We start from the raw sequence: 20,725 nt of genomic DNA on the forward strand, positions 1-20,725 counted from the left end.
CATGGATTTCGCCGCACAATGGCTTGAAGCCCACCGGAATGCCGAAAAGACGTTTATTATCGGAGCCGGGGCGTTAGGCATCATGACCTTGGATATTTTGGCCGCGAACCGGGATCCGGCCCCGATAGCGTTAATCGACGACGATGTCAGCCTGACGGGCCAAACCCGGTATGGGTTCCCGATATTCGGTCCGATCGACGGCATCCTGCATCGGAACGATTTGCCGCTCGCGACGAGCCGGTTTATACTCGCGATCGCCGACAATACCGTCAGGCGCAGCCTGTCCGTCAAGCACAAGCATCTCCTCTATCGAAACGCCATTCATCACCGGGCCGTCGTTTCGCCGTTCGCCGAGATCGGGACCGGTACGATCATCTTGCCGGGGACCGTTATCGATCCGGCCGTGCGGATCGGCAGCCACGTCATCATTAACAAATCGGTTTCGATCGGGCATCATACGCTTCTATCCGATTTCTCGCAAATTGCCCACGGAGTAAGCATCGGAGGCTACGGCCGCGTCATGGAACGGGCATTTATCGGGCTGGGCGCCTCGGTATTGCCGAATACGACTATCGGAGAAGGGGCTGTCGTCGGCGCGGGAGCGGTAGTCACGCGAACGGTCCCGGATTACGCCACAGTCGCGGGTGTACCCGCCAAGCCGCTCGTCAAGCCGTTGAAGGAGGAGGCGCGGAATGAAGAAGCTGATCATTAACTTTGCACCTACCGGCATGATTCCTACGAAAGCGATGACGCCGCATGTCCCCGTCGATCCGCAAGAAATCGCCGCCGACGTTGCCGCCTGCGTGCCGCTCGGGGTATCGATGGTCCATCTGCATGCAAGAGACGCGGAAGGAAGTCCTACGTACAAGAAAGAGAAATATGCGGAAATTATCGCAGCCATACGCCGCGATCATCCGGAGCTGATCGTCGTCGTCTCGACCAGCGGCAGGAACGTTTCCGAGTTCGACAAGCGTTCGGACGTGCTCCATTTGCAGGGCGGGCTGAAGCCCGATATGGCGAGCTTGACGCTCGGCTCGATGAACTTTCCGAGAACGGCCAGTGTAAACAGCCCGGAGATGATCGCGGCGCTGGCCGGCCTGATGAAGCAAAAAGGAATCAAGCCGGAGCTGGAAGTATTCGATCTCGGCATGGTCAATTACGCCAAATATTTAATCCGCAAAGGGCTGCTCGAGCCCCCGTACTATTTCAACATTTTGCTCGGCAACGCGGCAACCGCCCAAGCGACGCTTATGCACGCCGCGTTAATCGTTTCCGAGCTGCCCCCGGACTCGTACTATGCCCTGGCAGGCATCGGAGATCACCAGAAGCCGATGAACGCGCTGGGAGTAATCGCTGCGGACGGCGTTCGCGTCGGGCTGGAGGACAATATTTGGCTTGATCCGGGGCGGCGGCATCCTGCCACCAATGCCGAGCTCGTCAGGCAGGTCGCCGATCTGGCCGCGGCTTACGGTCGGACGGCCGCTTCGGCCTCCGAAGTAAGAACGATGCTGGGCCTTGCGCGGGCGGGAGGCCAATGACCCCGATCCGCATCCTGTACTTTACGATGAACTTGTCCGACTTCACCTTCCAAAACCGCGAATATTTCAAGCAGACGCTGGCCGGCCGGCCCGACGTGCGGGTTCACTTCGAAGAAAGCGGCGGCGATATCGGCCCGCTGCTGGACCGGCTTCCGTTTACCCCGGACTTTATATATATCGACGCCTTTGTCGACCGTTTCAGAAAAACGCTGACAGACCTGAATAAGACAACGATCCCGAAAGGGATTATGCATACCGACCCGTTCCGGAAAACGAGCTTGTTCAAAACGTTTGTCCGCAGCAACAAGATCGATCTGGTGTTCAGTTATTATCGCGACGGGTTTCTGAACGAATATCCGGAATTCGCCAAAAAGTTCAGATGGCTCCCTCATCACGCGTATACGCCGATGTTCAAAGATTACGCCTTGCCGAAGACGATCGATTTCCTCCTGATGGGCTCGCTCAGCCCCATTTATCCGCTGCGCAACAAGATCGCCCGAGATATGCGGGACGTCCCCGGCTTCGTCCATCACGAGCATCCCGGCTACCGGCTGTTCTCGAAGGAGGAGCAGCAGCATCTGCCGATTAAACAAAACTACGCGAAGGAAATTAACCGGGCCCGCATCTTTCTGACCGACGGTTCGATGTACAACTATCCTGTCGCCAAATACTTCGAAGTCCCGGCGTGCAACACGCTGCTTCTCGCAAGCGGAGCGCGCGAATTGACGGATCTGGGATTCATAGACAAGCAAAATTTCGTAGCCGTTACCGAGGCCGACTTTTACGATAAGGCGATGCATTACTTGCACAAGGAGGACAAAAGGATCGAAATCGCCCTGAAAGGGCATCGGCTGGTCGCAGAGCACCATTCGACGGAAATCCGGGTCGGCCAATTCATCGACTATATTCGCAGCCACCTTCAGCGATGAGCCTTCCGACGTTACAATAACTTTAGCGGAAAAAAGGACCGGAGGCGGCGCCTCCGGTCCTTGAGCTGTCGCGAATACCCGCGACGAATGAAACTCTCCCTAACGATGGTTGCTCTTCAGAACCACCCATTCCATCCCCGCCGGCCGCCGTTCGGATACGCATAACGGCCGATCCTGCTCGCTCAATGATTGCAATTCCGGATAATCGTCCGGATTGCGCTCGCGGCAAGTGCTTTTTATAATCGTGGCGCTATGCGTCTTCTCGAAACGGGCCAATATCGTCGGCTTGATGGCGTTATTGATAAAGTCGTGCAGCTCCACCAGCATATCGCAATAGCGCAGCGAAGGGACGAGCTCGGGATCGAGCAGCTTCAGCTCATACCCTTCGGCATCGCAGAACAGCAGCGTTTTCCGCTCGTTGCTGCGCCTCACCTTCTCTTGAAGAGCCGCGGTGTCGCAAAACGATTCGAGCGTCAGCCGGCCGATCGTTCCGTTCAACACGGCCATTTGCTTGCACCTCCGCCGCGCCGCCGCTTTGATATCATAGGCGATTACGCGCGCCCTCTTCATCCGGAGCGCCAGACCGACCGCATAATACCCGTCGCCGCATCCGACATTGATGATCCGCCCGTACCGCTCCGGAATCAGCTGCTCCTCGATCGTGTGGTACAGTTCGCACTCGTATATGCCGAGCAGCTTCGTGGTCAGCACATTGATCGACGGGTCGTTTACGTAGCGCATACCTTTGAAGGGGCCGCGCACTACAGTCAGACCGTGAAGTGCAATAAAAGCCGCTGTAACTTTCTCGAAATCCTCGTCTTGGAGCTTTGCCATTCCGGCCGTTCACCCCCAATTGACTTCTGGTCGCTTATCGGTCCGTCCCGATGCCCATTCCTTCATACTCGTATCCCCATTCGCCCCAAGGCGACTTGCGCAGGAAATTGCGCGTATCGAGCACATAGGGCGTTCGCATGCGTACGCGCACCGCCTTCCAATCCAAAACCGCATATTCGTCCCAATGCGTCAGCAGCAGGACGGCATCCGCGCCGTCAGCAACCTCTTCGCCCGCGCCGCAGTAACGGATCTCCATGTCCGGATTCAGCGACTTGAACATCGCCGTTCCTTGCGGATCGTGCGCCGCCACGGTCGCTCCCAATTCGAGCAGGCTTCCGATAATGACGGACGCCTGTGTCTGCCTGGCATCGTCGGTATTCGGCTTGAACGTCAATCCCAATACTCCGATCCGTTTCCCGATCAGCGTCTTCAGCCGCCGCCGCACTTTCTCGACGCAATAGTCGTGCATGCTCCGGTTGGAGTCGACCGCCGCTTTGACTACCGTCAGCTCGCTGCCGTATTTGCGGCTCGCGGACAGCAGCTCCGCGGTATCTTTCGGGAAACAGCTGCCGCTCCAGCCGCTCGATACTTGCAGAAATTTTCCGCCGATCCGCGAATCGAGCCCGACTCCGGCGGCCACATCCGTCACGTCGGCCCCGATCGCTTCGCACAGTCGGGCCACTTCGTTAATGTAGCTGATTTTCACGGCGAGAAAGGCGTTGGACACGTATTTGATCATTTCCGCGCTCTTCTCGTCGGTCTCGAAATAAACCGGCTCCGGACCGGGAGCGGACGGCTGCGGAATCAAGTGCGCCAAGCCGCTGTAGTCCGTGCGCGCAAGCAGCGGCCTGTACAGCATCCTCAGGACGCGTCTCGCCTCCGGATGATCGGTCCCGATTACGATCCGGTCCGGGAAGAAGACGTCCTCCAGCGCATAGCCTTCCCGCAAAAATTCGGGGTTGCTCGCCACCGCGAACGCCTCGCCCCGCTTCAAGCCGGACCGCTGCTCGATCCGCGAGGCGACCAGGCCGGCCGTTCCGACCGGAACGGTGGACTTGTCGACCACAACCGTGAACCTCTCCGGGTTCAGCGAGGCGCCGATACTGTCCGCGGCCGCTTTCACATACTTTAAATCGGCCGTTCCGTCAGGCCGGGACGGAGTGCCGACGGCAATGAAGACGGCATCCGCGTCGAACACGGAGTCGTACCTCTGCGACGCCGACAGCAGCCCCCGGCCGACCATGGAAGCGATAAGGGCATCGAGCCCGGGCTCGTAGATCGGACTTTGGCCCCCGTTGATCCGTTCCACCCTGCCCGCATCCGAATCGATGACCGTAACCCGCCGTCCCAACGCCGCAAAAGCCGCGCCGGTCACGCTGCCGACATAACCGGCTCCTATGACCGCTATGTTCATGAGCGTGTCCCTCCTCCCATGCGTTCCCTGTAAGCGCGTATCGTCCGGCCAAGTCCTTCCTCGAGCGTAACTTCCGGCCGCCACCCGAGCAGCGTTTCGGCTTTCGTTATGACCGGACGGCGCACCTTCGGGTCGTCTTCGGGAAGCGGCAAGTAGCGAATGCCGCCGGACGTTCCGGACAGACGGATTACCGTATGGGCGACATGCAGGATCGTATGCTCGACCGGATTGCCGATGTTGACGATTTCCCCGTCGGCCACGCTCTTCTCCATCAGAAGGCGCAGACCGCGGATCGTATCGTCCACGTAGCAGAACGAACGAGTTTGGCTGCCATCCCCGTACACCGTCAAATCGGCCCCTTCGATCGCCTGGGTCACGAAGTTGGAGATGACCCGCCCGTCGTCGTTGCGCAGACCGGCGGAGTACGTATTGAAAATGCGCGCCACCTTCACCCGAACCCCGTAACGGCGGAAATATTCGTAGCAATACACTTCACCGAGCCGCTTCGCTTCGTCATAGCAGGCGCGGGGCCCCCAAGTGTTGACATTCCCCCGGTAGGATTCGTCCTGCGGATGGACGAGCGGATCTCCGTACGCTTCGCTCGTGCTGGAATAGACGAGCTTGGCTCCGTTCCGCCGCGCCAGCTCCAGCATGAGCTTCGTGCCGGTCGTATTCACCTCGATCGTTTCAAACGGATGCGCTTGATAAAATTTCGGCGAGGCGGGAGACGCGAGATGATATATTTCCGTCACGTCCGTAAGCTCGCGCATCGACAATAGCTGCGGATTCGTCACGTCGCAGCCGATAAAGACGAAGCCCCCGCCGTCCGGAAACGACCTCAAATTGTCCGGCTTACCCGTACTCAGATTGTCGATGCCGACGACTTCCCGTCCTTCCGCCCGCAGCCGCGCAACCATATGGGAGCCGAGAAAGCCGGCCGCCCCGGTAACCAACGTCTTGCTCATGTCGTCTCTCCCCCTTCCGCAGCAGCTTGGCGCAAAAACGAACGGAACGGCTCCCGCAGCGTCTCGTCCTTACAGGCGAGCTCGACCGTCGCTTTCAAAAAGCCCATCTTGTCCCCGACGTCGTAAAGCTTGCCTTGAATAAGCCCGGCATACATCGGATGCCGCGACGTCCACTGCTGCAATGCGTCCGTCAACTGAATTTCTCCGCCGATCCCCGCGGGAAGACGGCTTAATATTTGGAAAATGTACGGCTCCAAGACGTACCGTCCGATGATCGCCATATTGGAGGGCGGATCGGTTGCCGGCTTCTCCACCAATCGATTGACCTTGAACAGCCGCTCGCCCTCTGGCTCGCCGTCGATGACGCCGTATTTGCTTACCTGCGACCATTCAACCGAATCGACGGCGATGACCGGCGCCTGCTTCCGCTCGTAGATGTCGAGCAGCTGCTTCAGGCAAGGAACGTCGCTGTCGATGATCATATCGCCGAGCAGCACGGCGAACGGCTCCCGGCCGATAAACTTGCGGGCGCACCAGACGGCGTGGCCCAAACCGAGCGCCTGCTTCTGCCTGACGTAGTGGATGTCGGCCAATTTCGCAATATCCTCGACCATTTTGAGCAAATGCTCTTTCCGCTGATCCCTCAAGTTCGCTTCCAGCTCGTAATTGATGTCGAAATGGTCCTCGATGGACCGCTTGCTCCTTCCGGTTACGATAATAATATCCTCGATTCCGGAAGCGACGGCTTCCTCGACGATGTACTGGATGGTCGGTTTGTCTACGACGGGAAGCATTTCCTTAGGCATGGCCTTCGTCGCGGGCAGAAATCGTGTACCGAGGCCCGCGGCCGGTATAATCGCTTTTTTCACCCTTCTCATGTCTCTTCTCCTTCACCCCCGTACTCGACCGCAAGCCACGGCCTACGCACCGACGAAACGGCCGGCGCATAGACGCCATAGTTGCTCACGGCCCCCGACTGCCACAAGCGGGCCAGCTGTGTACAATCCCACCGGAAGACGGACGTCCACATCGCCCGCCTGCGAACTTTGCTGCACATCGGCTTCGGGCGAACGCGCGGCTTGCGCCGTAATACGGTTTTCGCGTTCCAGTCGCTGCTGATCCGATGGACCCGTACCAGCCTCCCCCTCACCGGTATGTGCATGACTGCCGATTTGATCGTGACGCCGGGAGGCAGCGCGGCCAGATCGAACGAAAAGTAGCATCGGACCGCCTTGCCTTTGCGAATACGGCGGAAGCGGTCGGGCCCGATCTGGAACACCTGCCCGGAAGCCGGAGCATGCGCGGGAGGAGCGGCCGCTACTTCCACAACATGATGCGCCCCATCGTCCGCCTCGGTGATATGCGGAGTATCGTAGACCTCTTCCAAATCTTGAACGTAGGGCTCGCCGTCCGGGTCCGGCCCGATCTGGTCCGCACATTCGCGTTCATCGCCGCCTTCGATCAAGTGAAGAACGCGGTTCGCGTACCGGGGGACGGAATGGTTGGCGGCGACGAAAGCTCTCGCCTGCTTGCGCATCTTCTTGCGAAGCTCCTTGTCTTCATACAACTGCAGCATGGAGTCGAACAATCGATCCTCCTCGCCCATGCCGGGAACCGTCTTGTATACGACATCGTCCGGCAGTCCCAGATGAACCCCGGTTCCGAGCACGACTGTCGGCTTGCCGTAGGACATCACGTCGAGCAGATCGCCGGACAGCTCGTCGGAACGCGGATGATGCAAATATAAGCAGACGTCGGACCGGCTTATTCGACTGCCGTATTCGTGTTCCCCCAGCGGGCCGAGAAACTCGACGCAGCCCTTCAAGCCGAGCGACTCCGCCTTCGCCAGCAGCAGGTCCCGGTAAGCCGGGTCGCATTCGCCGGCCGCACACAGCCGCACATCGCCATGCCCCCTTTCGACGAGCTTGCCTAACCCCGTGAGCACGGACTCCAATCCGTCGCCGGGCTCGATTTTCCCGAAGCTCGAGAACGTGAAGTCGCGGTCCATGATCGCGGATACCATGACGGGCAGCCTGACAGGCTTCGGAACAAGCAATACGTTCTTGCAGCCGTTGTCTTCCAACAAACGGGCCGTCTCCGCCTGATGGACGATGAACGTTCCTTCATGCTCCAAGGGGCCCTCTTGCCCGCGCTCCCCGCCTTCTTCTCCGGATCCGTTATTCACCCCGGCGGTCAGCAGCCGAGCGATGCAGTCCGGCTCGGCGTCCTCCACCAGCACGATACCTGGATATTGCCGCATATAGTCCGGCACGATGCTATCGGCATCCGCGGGATCCAACTGATACAGGACGGCTTTGTATCCCGCGGCTTTCCCGGGAAACGTCTCCTGGCGATACAGACGGACCCTCCGGTTGCGCATCATGTCCGGAGACGGACCCGGACCGTTGCCGATGTATAAATCGCAGTCGTACCTTTCGGTCAATGCGGGCAGCAGAAGCTGAATGCCGTCCGGAACGCCCGCCCGGGCGGAGTGCCGGGAGACGAATATCGCGAGCTGCTCCCGGCATGCTTCGCGAAACGCCCGCAGCGCCTTCTCCGCGCTTGCCCTCCATTGATATTTCCGAGCCTGGATGTTCCCTTTCGCGATTAGAAAGCTTCGGGACGATCCTTCGTTCAGCAGCAGCTTCAAGCCTATTCGGACTTGTTCGACATCGTGCGGCTTGACCCGGTACACCGCGTTCTCCCCGAGCTCGTTCCACTCCGCCCGATCCGCCGCCATAACCGGCGTGCCGCATGCCATCGCTTCGAGCATCGGAAAGCCGAGGCTTCCCTCTGCCCCGAGGTACGCGAACAGCTCCGCACCGCCGTACAAAAGGGCCAATTCGTCGCCGTCGACGGGCCCCGTCCACCGGACACGGTCCCGTATCCCGGCCTCTTCGGCCATGTCCAGCAGCTTACGCCGCTCCTGATCGTCCGCATCGTCCGCGATTACGAGATAATAGCTTTCGGTAAGCTCCCGGTTCGCCATGCCGAAAGCGGTGATCAAAGCTTTCCCCTGCCGCCTCACAAGCCCGGTTCCGGCGCACAGCACGTACCGGCCGGGTATTCCGAATCGGGACAAATCCCGCTTCTCCGCCGAGGCGCGCTCGAACCGCCGGTCGATTCCTCCCGCGATGATCTCGATCTTCTCCACCGGGATGCCGGCCGACTCGGATACCGTTTGCTTCATATACTCCGTCGGGGTCAGCACCAGGTCGCAGCTTCGGAGAAAATCGAGCGCGCTCTCGCTCGTTTCGCCGTTCCGTCCGTCCGGCGGAACGGCGTCCTTCATGTCCGGCGGACTCCACTCGAGCAGCAGAGCCGCCACCTTCGCAGTACCGAACCATTCCTTGCGCAAGCCCTGCTCCACGCTCATGAACGGATCGGTTACGACAAACAGATCGATCGCATGCTCCGTCATAAAACGGCCGAGACGGTCCCGACGACACTCGGCATGCTCCGCTTCCGCATCCGGATCGTAGCGGACAATCGAATGCTCCGGACCGAATTGCGCCAACGCTTCGATGAATTGGCTGACATACCGCCCCTTCGCGAGAGCGCCGAAACGGCTCGGAAGACGGGGTATGCAGAAAGCGATATTCATAAATTCACCACCTTAATCGGCTGGAAACGCCGCTTATAGCGCGGCTTTCCGACATATATCCCATCATATGCGCCCGAAGAAACTGTACTTGGACCGTTAACCCTACGGCGCATAAATTGGCGTTTGACCCATCATGAAGAAGCCGGCGAAATCCGATTGGGGATTTCACCGGCTTCTTTGTACCCTTACCGCTAAGCGAAACCGTACAGCCCCGATTCGCGCTGTAGATTCACATACCGTTTGCCTGTCCGATTCGATCGCGATTTCGATGCCTCGCATCCATTCGGCTTAAATCATTGCGTCCCTATCCTTCGGCGGGATAGCCCGTCCGATAAGTCCAGAGCGCAAGTAGGGGTGCCCACTGGCTTTTCTTATTTTCTTCGGCGTTTCTTTTTCTTCGATTTTTTCATAAAAAACTTCATTGTTGATTCGAGCAAACGTTCAAAGGGCACCTTTTCAATGATGAGAGATGCGGCTTGATCCAGCGAAGGAAGCCCACCCGTCTGCGATTCGGCCTTATTAGACGCTCGGTCCTGCTCGGTCTTTCCCGGGTTCTGCATGCTCTCGAGCTCCTTGCGGACGAACTGCCTCCACTCGAGGTCATTTTCGGTAGCTTTCATTGAAAACTCCTCCCATTATAAAGTTGGGCGACAACGCTCCGATCCTGGACAATCCATGAGCGGTACGACCGCTCTATCGGCTTTGTCCCTCATAAGTTATGAACCGCTCTGCGCATGCGAAATAGACTGAAGCGGAAACATCCGAACATTGTGCGGGTACCTATAAAAATCGCAGATAGATGTACATATACTGAACTCAAACTAGTTGATTGTAACAGGCTGGAATTTGCCCCTTCCAGGGCATATTACGACCGAAAGCATCGATGCAGATAAGCATAATCAAACAGAGGGAGCGAGAACGATATTGAATACCAAGAACATGGGATTTGCGGACAAGGCGCTATTTATACTCGGCCTGACATTAAGCGGGGTAATTACCTTTGTTCTTGTGGTGGGGGTAATTATTGCAGTCATCAAATTATATATGGAGGAGAAAATGCATGCTATGGGAACTATGTCCGCCCCCATGCTGGATAACAAACCCGAGGCGGAGTTGATCCCTGCTCCGTCGGAGCAAAATGGCCGAGGCAAGGGCAAGTCTGCTAAATGAAGACGATCCGCAAGCCTCGCGTCACCCTTGCATCCCGTTAAGTCCGGACCTTTAGCTTTCATAAGGGGGTGAAGCAAATGCAAAAGGGCAGTCAAAATTTCTCGAGGATTTTGGGGGAAATCAAGAAGGAATTTTTCCGTTTCGCCGACAGCTATGCAAAAGCTGTTAGTGACGGCGCGAATGTAACCGGCAAGAACATCATCGAGGATTTATCAAAATCGGATTCGGTTCAGCCATCCGATATTTCTTTAGGAAAATTTATATCGGCCGTTAAGAGCGGTGTGCAGCATGCCGGTGAACAAATGATAAAGTCCGGAGTGGACCAAGTCGAGCGGATGAAACAAAAAGCGAAAAAACAATAACGCACCCTGGATTGGCGGGCATGATAGGCTAATAGGCGCTGACGATATGAGTTTACGAGCTATCGTCCGATCGCAAGGAATCATGCCCGCAGAGTCACCTGCATTCAACGCCAATAGCCTCGCATTACAACTCCGAACTTTTCTATGTCGGATGCTAGACTTGGACATACATACATTTATAAGAAACCGAGTGTTTCATCCAACCGCTATAAGGGGATCGCACATATCGTATCATACGGTTATCATTTCTCGTTTTGTGTTTCTCCGGCGCAAAAAGTATGCCCTATTAGCGTCATTCCGCCGGATATATCATTGGGAGGTCGATAGGAATGGCCGTTCAGAGCGCCCACACAAAACAATTCGAGGAAGCCAAAACACTCCATAATAAAGGGGTGGATGGAGACAAAAAAGCGGTGATCAAAGCAAACGAGATGCTCTTGAAGCTTCGTGAGGCCGAGCCAAAAAACGCACTAATCGAAGCCTACTACGGGAGTACTCTCGTTCTATTGGGCCGGGACGCCGTAAAAATTTTGGAAAGAGCGGATAGGGCGCAAGAGGGATTGGACGTATTGAATGAAGCCGTTTCTTTAGACTCCAATCACAAAGAAATTCGGCTGCTGCGCGGGAACATTTGTGTAAGGCTGCCGGAGTCCTTTTTCCATTGTTCGGAAACGGCAATCGAGGACTTCACCTTCCTGCTAGACCGTTATAAAGAGAATTCCGGCTACCTTACTCCGAATCAAGTGCGCGAGATCACGCAAAACTTAAGCGCCGCTTACCGAAATGCGGGAAAACCCGACGAAGCCAAGGCAGTTTTGCAGCGTCTCGCTTCATTGGAGCGGAACAAAAAATCATAAGAAAAGAGAGGGAGTAGACCATTGACATTCGATGAGAGACTCGACAGGATTAAATCGCTGTATAAAGAGGGCACGAAAGGCAATGCAAACGCCGTCCAAGAAGCGAACCAGCTGCTGGAAAGGCTGCGGCAGGACTATCCGGACAACCCTCTTGCGGACGCTTACCATGGCAGCATCATGCTATTAATCGCCAAGGATAGAACAAAGCCGCTCGAAAGATTGAAATGGGCGAAAAACGGCTTAAAGCTTCTCGATAAAGCGGTAGCAGCCGCTCCGAACGACAACAGAATCCGATATCTTCGCGGCAAGTCCGCATACAGGCTGCCGGAGAAGCATTTCCAACGGACGCAGATGGTGATCGATGATTATAATTTCGTGATCAATCACCAGGTCAAGCTCGGAAGCATCGACTATACGAAACTAACCTACGAGCTCGGCGAGGCGCATCGCAGAATCGGTCGGAACGGGGATGCGGCCAGATGCTGGACCAAGCTGGAGCAGCAAACGCAAGATCCGGAATTCAAGCAGCTTCTCAGGCAAAAGCTGCAATCCTTGGAAGGCAGACCTGCGGTCGAGCACATCCAATCCAACGACAGTCTCACCTCGCTCTTGATGAAAAGAACCGCGCGAGCCGCAGGTACTGTAATCCTCAACTGGGTGAAAGAAAATAAGAAAAAAGAAGAACGCCGGGAGCGCAAACGCCGCAAGAAGAAAAAGCGGCACTAGAGCGCGAATCATCCCCTATGCCGAGTCAAACGGGACCTCGAAAGGAGGTGAGGCATATGTCAGATTTGATAAAAGGAGTCTTCAAAGGATTAAAAAATGAAATCGTATTTCTCGCCGGAGCTGCTTTGAAGAGCGGGGCTTCCAACATCAGCAGCCAGCTAATGAATGTGACGAGCGACGAAAATCAAACGGCCGGTCTCAAATTGGGAACGCTCACCGGAGCTTTGAAGAGCAGTGTCATGGCGACCGGCCAAGACTTAATGTCGGTAGGAATAGAGCGCGTGAAGTCACTCTCCCCGGAGGACAAGAAATCGAAAGCGTCAAAGAAATCTGCGCGGACGCAACGATCGAAGGGTGAGAAATAAAACTATGGTTCTGCACAGAAGGGCTCCGGCCGTCAATCGGCTGAGGGCCTTTTCCTTTTATCCGCGCTCTATGGAATGCATCGTTTCATAGAGTGATCGGCAACGACGAAACAAAAAGACGACTCTGTTTCAGTTAGAATGAGCAGTCGTCTTTTTTCTGTAATTTATTGCCGTCCAAGGCAATCGCCGTTTCCGCGGTTTGCGGCTTCCAAGGCGATATCCAACAAGTCCTCGATGGAGCGGGCGGAGCGGTTCCCTTTGATTAACGCCGCGCCAATCTCCAGCGCGATCCGCTGCGCGCGTTCACGGGCAGCCGCATCATCAATGCGGTCGATGTCCGCGACATGGATAAAACCGTAGACGCGGCACACCATTAACACCCCGGCAAAGCCGATTGTGTCCTGCAGCAGTCTTGCCATATACAAATCTTGATATCCTCGCGTCCTCGCCATCCGGTCGGCCGCATGCCCGTTCCAAAGCTCGCGGAACTGAAGCTCGAATTGTGTCCATAAATCGCGCACCGTATCCAGCAGGTAGCGGCGGTAATCGGTGCGCTCCGTCTCGTTCGCGCTCCAGCCCTCTTGGCCCGAATAGTTCAGCAGCAGATTAGCAAGAACCGTCCCGATATCGAAGCCCATCGGGCCGTAATAAGCAAATTCGGGATCAATGACCTTTGTCGAATCCGGCTTGACGAATATATTATCCGTATGCAAATCGCCATGCAGCAGAGCCTCTGCTTTCGTCATTATTTTCTCCCTCAGCAGCATGACTTCAAGATGCAGATCCGTATCCGCCCATATGCGTTCAACGGCATCGCGGATTTGAGGCTCGAACCGATTCATTCGGGACTTCGTATAAGGAGCGTAAAAGATGAGATCCTCGGTGATACTGCAAAGCTCCGGATTAATGAACGCTTTCACCAGCAGTTTTTTCTCCTGTTGGTCCATGGCCAGATCCGAGGTGAAGAACGACGTCTGCGCCAAGAATGATCCGATATGCCCGGCGAACAACGGATACCGGCCACGCTCCATCAGTCCGCGGCGCATGGGAGTATGATCGCTTAAATCTTCCATGACCATTAACGCCAAATCCGGCTCGTACGCGTATACCTTTGGCGTCAGATCAGGACGAAGCTTGCCTTGAATGCTCAGAGCTTCGCTCTCAATGCGCACCCTATCCAGCGTCAAGGGAACCGCTTCGCCGATTACCTTGGCGTAAGGCAGCGCTTGCTTTACAATTAAGCTTCGCCCTGATGCCGGATCCGATATATGAAACACATGATTAAGATTACCGTCGCCGATCTCCCTTGACTTCAGCTGCGCACCATCCGGGAATACATCCTTGATGCCGCGTACGTACTCGACCGCTTCCTCTGGCGTTAAGACGTGATAATCTTTCATTTTTCGAATCCCCTCCCTGTAAGTCAACAAGAGACATCGGCGTATGCAGAATGGAGAGAACGTCAAATAAGCCCTCCTTGCACGGGGGGATGGAGCCGGATCGCGACACAACGGCACCCCCTAAAGTTCATCGGTTATTACCCAAGTAGCTCTCCAATGTATGTCTGCTTCAAGGGGTGCAATACGTGGCCGCGGGGTTTATTTTGCGCCTTCTCCGCTCTTTTACTCTCCTTGTCCTGCTTTAGCTTGTACTTTCATCAGTTTCTTTTGCATCTTTTCCTCTATCTTTGCTTTTTTCTTCGCATATTTCCCCTCATCTTTTCCTGCTTTCTCTTGCGCTTTTACCAGTTTCTTTTGAGCTTGTTCCACTATCTTCGCTTTTTTCTCTACGACTTTTTTATCCGCGTTCGCATTAGCCGCGTTCACTTCGTCGGCGGCAGCGCCTTCCATAACGTCTTTTTCAATCGCATTCTCTTCAGCCATGCTATTCCCTCCTTTACGATTTCTCTATATGAGATGCAAAAATACGAAATTTGACTCGGACAAATGCAGCAGGATAAGTCGACCATTTTATATGCACCCGAATGCTTGCCAATACATATACCTAACACGGGGCATGCTTGTTCAGCATAAATTGTTACATATGCCATTTTGCATGAGGAGGTGGATAAACATATGGGGAAAGACACGGACCCTAAGAAACTGTTCAAGGAAGCTATCAAACTCCATCAAAAAGGGGTTGACGGAGATAAAAGAGCGGTGAAAGGGGCGTACGAAAAGTTTGCCAAGCTTCGTGTCAAGGAAACGGACAATGCGCTTATCGAAGCCTATTACGGCAGCACTCTGGCTCTGCTCGCACGGGATGCCGTTCAACCTTTGGAAAAAGCGGAGATCGCGCAACAAGGTCTGGACGCTTTGGATAAGGCCATTACGATGGATCCCAACCATAGCAGAATCCGATTGTTGCGCGCGAACGTATGTGTGAGGCTGCCGGAAGCTTATTTTCAAAGCATGAAACCGGCAATCGAGGATTTCACTTTCCTGCTGGACCGTTATAAAGAAGACTCCAATTATCTTTCCAAAAAGCAAGTCATAGAAATATTGCGAAATCTGGCCACAGCCTATCAAAATACAGGAAAACCGGACGAAGCGAAATCCGTTCTGCAGCGTCTCGCCAAACTCGAAAGAAAAAAATAGGATAGATATGCGGGGACCCCGAAATATAAAAGACCCTAAGTCGTCAAGACTTGGGGTCTTTTCGCAACCATCATCCATGCTGTTCATTCATGAACCGGTTCAGCCGGTGACGGATCATTTGCGGATTGAAATATTCAATCATGTGTATGCCTGGAACCGTATCAAAATAAATGCAGTACTTTTTATAGGGCGAGTGTGCGTTTACCGGGGAGAAGTACGGCTTGAACGGCTTCTGAAACAAACCGGTCGGCTCCGCCCCGCTTCTCCAGCCGGAATCGGCCAGCCTGCGCGAAGTTTGCAAGCCAAGCCTGCTGATCGCCTTGCCGATCCCCTCTTGCCTGGCTGTCAGCGCCTCAAACAGGGGAGCCGGCACGTATTTCGAACAGACGAGCGCAATATTGTGGGAAACGACGAAGTTGCTCTTCTCGCTGATCAAGATCGATTCTCTTCTGTAGTAAGGCGCTCCGGAGATTTCGCCCGATTCCTCGAAATCCCCCGCCTCGATCTGCTCCTGTGAAAGGACGCGGACCGTCATTTTATCGTCCAAAATCGTTTCAAGTATATCCGTTGTACGTCCGTCTGTCCTGAGCAATATTTCGAACATCAGCTTCTCCAAAAAATCGAATACGGCTCTCTCATGGCGCGCATCCATGCCCTCAAACTTCGCCTCCGTCATGAACACCCCTCCATTATCCGTCGGGAAGCAGCTTGATCCCTCTCTACATCTTGCCTCCGTACAAGCCGGACCCGCGAAGGCCGTTACAGAACGCATAAAACTCGTCGATATTAATTTGCTGAGCGGCATCGGACAGCGCTGCCTGCGGATTCGGATGCGTTTCGACCATAATGCCGTCCGCGCCGGCGGCAAGCGCCGCTTTCGCGCAAGGAAGCAAAATGTCTTTGCGCCCGGTCGAGTGGCTCACATCGACGAGTACGGGCAGATGGGTTTCCTGCTTTAAGAGCGGAACTGCGGATATATCAAGCGTATTTCGGGTCCATTTCTCGTAAGTGCGAATACCGCGTTCGATCAGCATCACTTGCCCGTTTCCTCCGGCCATAATATATTCAGCCGCCAGAACGAACTCATCCAGAGTGGCGGCTATGCCGCGCTTGAGCAGCACGGGCATGTTCATCTGCCCGACTGCTTTCAGCAAATCGTAGTTTTGCATGTTTCGGGCGCCGATCTGGATAATATCGATATAATCGGCTGCAGACTCCAATTGGGACGGAGTCATGATTTCGCTGATCGTAACCATATCATATTCGTCCGCCACTTCTTTCAAAATTTTCAATCCCTCCGGGCCCAAACCCTGAAAGTCGTACGGCGACGTTCTCGGCTTGAACGCGCCCCCGCGCAGAATGCCCACGCCTACGCTTTTCATAGCCGCCGCCATAGCCCGCAGCTGTTCCCGGGACTCTACGGAACAGGGGCCGGCAATCAAGACATTCGATCCGCCGCCGAATACGGCATTTTTCACACGGATCATCGTATCCTCGCTTTTCGTTTGGCGGCTTACGAGCAGTTTGCGCCCGCCTCCGGTCTGCGGCCGGTCCCGCGAGAGCGCATAGATTTCCTTAAACAATCGTTCCAGTGCCGCTTGATCGATAGGCCCCGGATTGTGCTTGGTCATCTCGCTTAGTGCCTGCTTCTCCTCCGCCGGATCATATTTGGGTAAGCCGAGAGATTCCATCGCTTTTCCGATAGCCCCTGCAATACGCGCCCGTTCGCTGAGGAGTACGAGCAATTGCCGATCGACGCCGTCCAATTGATTTCGCAGCTGGTTCACATGCTCATTCACGCACGTTCTCCCCTTTATCGTCACTTGTTCCTCGCTATTGCCCTTTTATTTGTTTGCCGCGTCAACCGTGCCGCCTTCACGCTTCTGGATATAGACCGGCTTTCGCGAAGGAGTGTTTTGCGTAAGCTCCTCCCGGTTAAGCAGCTTTCCGATGGGGGCGATCTCCACGGTGACCGGCAGCTTCAGCAGTTCGGACAGCTTCGTCTGAATTCCCTCCTCCGACCATTCGGCACGGCGATGCGATTCGAGAATGAAGTGAAATCCATTCTCCTGCTGGATCGCTTTCCATGCATCGGGTGCGGGAGTGAGCGAGTATACGGCGTCCTGAACGTCCTTGGCGTCCAGCATGACCATACCGAATTTTGTCCGGTCCTTGAGCCGGCCATAATGAACCAGTTTGCTTCCGGTTCGACCGCACGCGCAGCATACCCGCTCTACGGAGATGACGTCTTCGTTGAAATACCGCAGCAGCGGCGAAGCTTGATGAGACAGCGTCGTAATCGCGGCTAACCCTCTCTCGCCAGGCGTAGCATAACCCGAGCCGTCTTCCTTCAGCACTTCGACGACAAAGTCTTGCTCTGCGATGTGCATCGCGCCATACTCGCACATAGCGGCAATATTAGCCGTCTCGGTGGAGCCGTACAGATTGAATACCGGAACGCCCCAAAGCCGCTCGATATGCTCCTTCCTGCGCTCGCCAAGCAATTCCCCCGCCGAACAAATCGCCCGCAAAGCCGGGAAATCGTTCTTCGTATCCATACCGAGCAAACGTGCCGTCTCGGCGAGCAGCTCCATTTCCCGCGGAAGTCCGGCGATGATCGTGACGCCAAGACGTTTCATAAGCTCCAGCACCCTGGGGTATGGCGTAACCGTATTGCGCCCGCTCGCCGGGACGACGCCCGCTCCCGCTTGCCGGCAAGCATGCTGCATCAGAAACGCGGGGACCGACATCGCGTACGGAAAACGGATCAGAACGAAATCTTCCGAAGTTAGCCGGGCACCGCAAGCACCCATCTGCCTTCCGCCGGTTTCCAGGTCGTCCATCGTAAACCAGGAGGCGGCAGGCTCGCCGGTCGTCCCGAATGATTCATGGTATTGCGCTACTTGTTTCATTTCGACGGCAAGATAGCCGAAGGCGCCGGCCTTCCGCAAATCCGCTTTCGTGGTGAGCGGCAGTAGAGAGATACGGTCTGGCCCGATATCGTTCCAGTCGTAATCCGACAGCTTTTGTTTATACAATGGCGATTTCGTTAAACGGGCCGACAAATCGCTCCATTTACGCTCCCGCTCGCTCATGTCGTTGAACATTAAGAACGCTCCCCTTCAAATTGATACGTTCTTCATTTGATAAAAACCCGAGTCGCTTTACCGAATGTCCGCGGTAAGCCGCGCTTGATTTCTACGCTGCATTCGATCCCTACGCGCTCCTGCATATGGGCGCGAACTTTCGAAGCCAACTGCTCGTCGCTCATTTCGGTGCGGAACGGTTCGGCCTCGATCGTCAGGCGGCCTTGCTCGAGAATGAAATGATACCACATGCCCACCTCCGGAATTTCCAGCAGAAAGTTTTCCAGCAGGAACGGAGGGTAGTCGGTCCCGTCCAAATTCAGCATCGTTTCCATTCTGCCTCTCAGATGCAGGACATCCATCGTAATGCCGCAAGCGCATCTCGATTTTTGCAAATAGCCGATGTCCCCGCTGCGGTAGCGAACCATCGGCATGCCTTCGCGCAGCAGCGTAGTGACGACGATCTCGCCGGTTTTGCCGTACCCGAGCGGGGCGCCCGTGGCGGGATCGACGATTTCCGTTTTGACGTGGCCTTCCATGATGTGATAGCCTTTATGCTCCTTGCATTCTACCGCTACGACGCCGCATTCGGTCGAACCGTAGAAGAACGTCACTTCGCAGTTCCACCATTTCTCCAGCCGTTCGCGGAACGTATAGGAGCAGCCTTCCCCGGTCAGCACGATTCGGCGCAGACGTATATCAACCCCCGGCCGGATGCCGAACCGCTCGCTTTCTTCCGCCAGCAGCGCTGCGTAAGAAGGCGTAGTGACGAGCACGGTCGCTTGAAACTCCTTCATCAGCTCCAGCGACTTGTCTATGGGAGCCATATACCCGCCTTTGCCGAGCGAAAGAATGGCGGTTCCGAACGCAAATTGAAACAGTCTCTGAAAGCCGAGGCCGGGAAGGGCGAATTCGTATGGAAGCGCGATGGCGGCGATATCGCTGTCCGACTCCTTGAACAGCTCCAAATATTTGGGCAGCAAATCGTACACGTATTGATCGGCCAGCGTGTAAGACGTATAGATCGGTTTCCCGGAAGTGCCGCTAGTCAGGTGGACTTGGCCGATCTCCTTCGGCTTGACGCACAGCAGCTTCTCCTTATCTCCGCGGATGACGTCTTTTTTCAAGAGCGGCACGGAAGGCAGCTGATCCAAGCTGGCGATTTCCGGCTGCTCGAATCCGGCCTCTTCCATTTTGGAACGGTAATACTCGTTATGCTCCCACACGTGCCGCAGCGTCAAGTTGATAGCTTTCAACTGGTATTGTTCGCGTCTTTCGCGCGGCAGCTTCTCAATCGTTACTCCTTCATCGTCCAGCTGGCTGTAAAAAGATTTCAGTTTCTCCAAATGCGACGTATGCTCATCGACCGAGACCGTCATTTTATGCGATTGGGTTTTCATGCGCGCCCTCCTGTTCATGTGACGAAAACTCTAGCCGCCGCGGAGTCCGGAATCCGCTTTGCCCCGCGCCAAATGGCGCTCGGCTACTACTAGTTTTCTTGCTCATCGCAATGGTAATGGATATCATATCGGTTAACAATCAACAGAGGCCTACTAGGATCAAAATTGGTATAAACATGCATGCCCGATATTTCTAACCGGCTGAGAGAACTGCTATATTCGCACATCTATCGGCAGCCCGAACCGTATGTGTTCCGCCTTTGACGGTTTCGCATCCGAACGCCGCGACATAAGATGGATTAAGGAGAATGTTAGGGTTGACGAACTATTGCCCAATCGGAGGGATTGTCTTGAATATAGCCGGCAAGCTGCACAAAATCGCGCAATTGGAAGATGAGGCTTTCGTCACGGAGGCGTACCGCCGCATTCTGGACCGGGAGGCGGACGAGGAAGGAATGGCGCACCACCTGAGGCAGCTCCGCAAAGGTGCGTCCAAGCACCGAATCTTGATCGCGCTGCTGCAAACCGACGAGGCGCTCGGCTTGTTCGCGCAGTCCGCCCCCCCGCGGCAAGGCACCAAAAACGACAATGTCTGCAACGCGGTCCGGCGCATATTCGCCATGAAGCATGAGCCGTTCGTGCACAGCCTTTACCGGGAAGTGCTGTGCCGCGAACCGGATCAGCCCGCCTATGCGGGATACGTCGATTCGCTGAACCGGGGGACTCCGAGGTCGGCCGTGTTCAAACGGTTCGTCTCATCAAACGAATTCGAATCGCTGCTCGTGCTCGACAAATACCCGTTCGCGAGACGCGTACTGGATCAATTGATCGTCAGCTTTTATAACTGATAGCGGTGCAAAGCCACAACGAACGGAGGC

At 55.4% G+C, this 20,725-nt stretch carries 22 protein-coding genes; 10 read left to right on the forward strand and 12 right to left on the reverse strand.

Annotation, left to right across the window (positions count from 1 at the left end; all coding sequences use genetic code 11):
* The first annotated feature begins 1 nt into the window (after position 1).
* Genes FE783_RS02210 through FE783_RS02220 form a run of 3 tightly spaced genes read left to right on the forward strand, consistent with a single transcriptional unit; the run spans position 2 to position 2,467 of the window.
* On the forward strand, positions 2–712 hold the full coding sequence (locus tag FE783_RS02210; protein WP_138877662.1) for a NeuD/PglB/VioB family sugar acetyltransferase: 711 nt from the start codon (positions 2–4) through the stop codon (positions 710–712).
* Complete coding sequence (locus FE783_RS02215) at positions 693–1,538, forward strand: beta-keto acid cleavage family enzyme (protein ID WP_138877663.1); 846 nt, start codon at positions 693–695, stop codon at positions 1,536–1,538. Before FE783_RS02210 ends, FE783_RS02215 begins: the two co-directional genes overlap by 20 nt.
* Positions 1,535–2,467, forward strand: coding sequence for a glycosyltransferase family protein (locus FE783_RS02220; RefSeq protein WP_138877664.1), 933 nt, complete (start codon positions 1,535–1,537; stop codon positions 2,465–2,467). Before FE783_RS02215 ends, FE783_RS02220 begins: the two co-directional genes overlap by 4 nt.
* Before the next feature lie 99 nt (positions 2,468–2,566).
* On the opposite strand, the gene FE783_RS02225 is transcribed toward FE783_RS02220, so the two are convergent.
* The 6 genes from FE783_RS02225 to FE783_RS02250 all read right to left on the reverse strand — a co-directional run bounded on the left by FE783_RS02225 (position 2,567) and on the right by FE783_RS02250 (position 9,904).
* Positions 2,567–3,301 (reverse strand): class I SAM-dependent methyltransferase, encoded by a 735-nt coding sequence (locus tag FE783_RS02225; RefSeq protein WP_138877665.1) that lies wholly within the window; start codon positions 3,299–3,301, stop codon positions 2,567–2,569.
* 34 nt (positions 3,302–3,335) lie between these two features.
* On the reverse strand, positions 3,336–4,715 hold the full coding sequence (locus FE783_RS02230; protein WP_138877666.1) for a UDP-glucose dehydrogenase family protein: 1,380 nt from the start codon (positions 4,713–4,715) through the stop codon (positions 3,336–3,338).
* Positions 4,712–5,680 carry an NAD-dependent epimerase/dehydratase family protein gene (locus FE783_RS02235; protein ID WP_138877667.1) on the reverse strand — a complete coding sequence of 323 codons (969 nt, stop codon included), beginning with the start codon at positions 5,678–5,680 and terminating at the stop codon, positions 4,712–4,714. Before FE783_RS02235 ends, FE783_RS02230 begins: the two co-directional genes overlap by 4 nt.
* The gene (galU, locus tag FE783_RS02240; RefSeq protein WP_138877668.1) at positions 5,677–6,558 is read right to left on the reverse strand and encodes a UTP--glucose-1-phosphate uridylyltransferase GalU; all 882 of its coding nucleotides are present in this window, start codon (positions 6,556–6,558) and stop codon (positions 5,677–5,679) included. The genes FE783_RS02235 and galU overlap by 4 nt, the downstream gene beginning before the upstream one ends.
* Entirely contained in the window at positions 6,555–9,284 is a 2,730-nt protein-coding gene (locus FE783_RS02245; RefSeq protein WP_138877669.1) for a glycosyltransferase, read from the reverse strand. The genes galU and FE783_RS02245 overlap by 4 nt, the downstream gene beginning before the upstream one ends.
* Positions 9,285–9,655: 371 nt before the next feature.
* Complete coding sequence (locus tag FE783_RS02250; RefSeq protein WP_138877670.1) at positions 9,656–9,904, reverse strand: hypothetical protein; 249 nt, start codon at positions 9,902–9,904, stop codon at positions 9,656–9,658.
* A 304-nt stretch (positions 9,905–10,208) separates the two neighbouring features.
* Here FE783_RS02250 and FE783_RS02255 point away from each other — a divergent pair, with 304 nt between their 5' ends.
* From FE783_RS02255 to FE783_RS02275, 5 genes are all read left to right on the forward strand, one after another.
* Positions 10,209–10,454: a hypothetical protein gene (locus FE783_RS02255; RefSeq protein ID WP_138877671.1), complete on the forward strand. Its 246-nt coding sequence runs from the start codon at positions 10,209–10,211 to the stop codon at positions 10,452–10,454.
* 68 nt (positions 10,455–10,522) lie between these two features.
* Positions 10,523–10,816, forward strand: coding sequence for a hypothetical protein (locus FE783_RS02260; protein ID WP_138877672.1), 294 nt, complete (start codon positions 10,523–10,525; stop codon positions 10,814–10,816).
* A gap of 329 nt (positions 10,817–11,145) precedes the next feature.
* Entirely contained in the window at positions 11,146–11,673 is a 528-nt protein-coding gene (locus tag FE783_RS02265; protein WP_138877673.1) for a tetratricopeptide repeat protein, read from the forward strand.
* A gap of 21 nt (positions 11,674–11,694) precedes the next feature.
* Positions 11,695–12,399: a tetratricopeptide repeat protein gene (locus FE783_RS02270; protein WP_138877674.1), complete on the forward strand. Its 705-nt coding sequence runs from the start codon at positions 11,695–11,697 to the stop codon at positions 12,397–12,399.
* A 56-nt stretch (positions 12,400–12,455) separates the two neighbouring features.
* Positions 12,456–12,764, forward strand: a complete 309-nt coding sequence (locus FE783_RS02275) for a hypothetical protein (protein WP_138877675.1) — start codon at positions 12,456–12,458, stop codon at positions 12,762–12,764.
* 164 nt (positions 12,765–12,928) lie between these two features.
* Here FE783_RS02275 and mtnK read toward each other — a convergent pair whose 3' ends face one another.
* Positions 12,929–14,164: an S-methyl-5-thioribose kinase gene (mtnK, locus tag FE783_RS02280; RefSeq protein ID WP_138877676.1), complete on the reverse strand. Its 1,236-nt coding sequence runs from the start codon at positions 14,162–14,164 to the stop codon at positions 12,929–12,931.
* A gap of 222 nt (positions 14,165–14,386) precedes the next feature.
* The gene (locus tag FE783_RS02285) at positions 14,387–14,647 is read right to left on the reverse strand and encodes a hypothetical protein (protein WP_138877677.1); all 261 of its coding nucleotides are present in this window, start codon (positions 14,645–14,647) and stop codon (positions 14,387–14,389) included.
* Positions 14,648–14,839: 192 nt separating this feature from the next.
* On the opposite strand from FE783_RS02285, the gene FE783_RS02290 reads away from it, so the two are divergent.
* Entirely contained in the window at positions 14,840–15,361 is a 522-nt protein-coding gene (locus tag FE783_RS02290; protein ID WP_138877678.1) for a hypothetical protein, read from the forward strand.
* 70 nt (positions 15,362–15,431) lie between these two features.
* On the opposite strand, the gene FE783_RS02295 is transcribed toward FE783_RS02290, so the two are convergent.
* From FE783_RS02295 to FE783_RS02310, 4 genes are read right to left on the reverse strand one after another with little or no spacing between them, the layout of a single operon-like run.
* Positions 15,432–16,037: a 4-hydroxybenzoate synthetase gene (locus tag FE783_RS02295; RefSeq protein ID WP_138877679.1), complete on the reverse strand. Its 606-nt coding sequence runs from the start codon at positions 16,035–16,037 to the stop codon at positions 15,432–15,434.
* Between the two features lie 43 nt (positions 16,038–16,080).
* The gene (locus FE783_RS02300) at positions 16,081–17,160 is read right to left on the reverse strand and encodes a bifunctional 3-deoxy-7-phosphoheptulonate synthase/chorismate mutase (RefSeq protein WP_138877680.1); all 1,080 of its coding nucleotides are present in this window, start codon (positions 17,158–17,160) and stop codon (positions 16,081–16,083) included.
* A 45-nt stretch (positions 17,161–17,205) separates the two neighbouring features.
* Positions 17,206–18,468 (reverse strand): phenylacetate--CoA ligase family protein, encoded by a 1,263-nt coding sequence (locus tag FE783_RS02305; protein ID WP_138877681.1) that lies wholly within the window; start codon positions 18,466–18,468, stop codon positions 17,206–17,208.
* 32 nt (positions 18,469–18,500) lie between these two features.
* The gene (locus FE783_RS02310) at positions 18,501–19,847 is read right to left on the reverse strand and encodes a phenylacetate--CoA ligase family protein (protein WP_138877682.1); all 1,347 of its coding nucleotides are present in this window, start codon (positions 19,845–19,847) and stop codon (positions 18,501–18,503) included.
* Positions 19,848–20,197: 350 nt separating this feature from the next.
* Between FE783_RS02310 and FE783_RS02315 the strand changes: the two genes are divergently transcribed.
* Positions 20,198–20,695, forward strand: coding sequence for a DUF4214 domain-containing protein (locus FE783_RS02315; protein ID WP_158301581.1), 498 nt, complete (start codon positions 20,198–20,200; stop codon positions 20,693–20,695).
* The last annotated feature ends 30 nt before the right edge of the window (positions 20,696–20,725 follow it).

The organism is Paenibacillus mesophilus, from assembly GCF_005938385.1.
Classification (GTDB): Bacteria; Bacillota; Bacilli; order Paenibacillales; family NBRC-103111; genus Paenibacillus_AB; species Paenibacillus_AB mesophilus.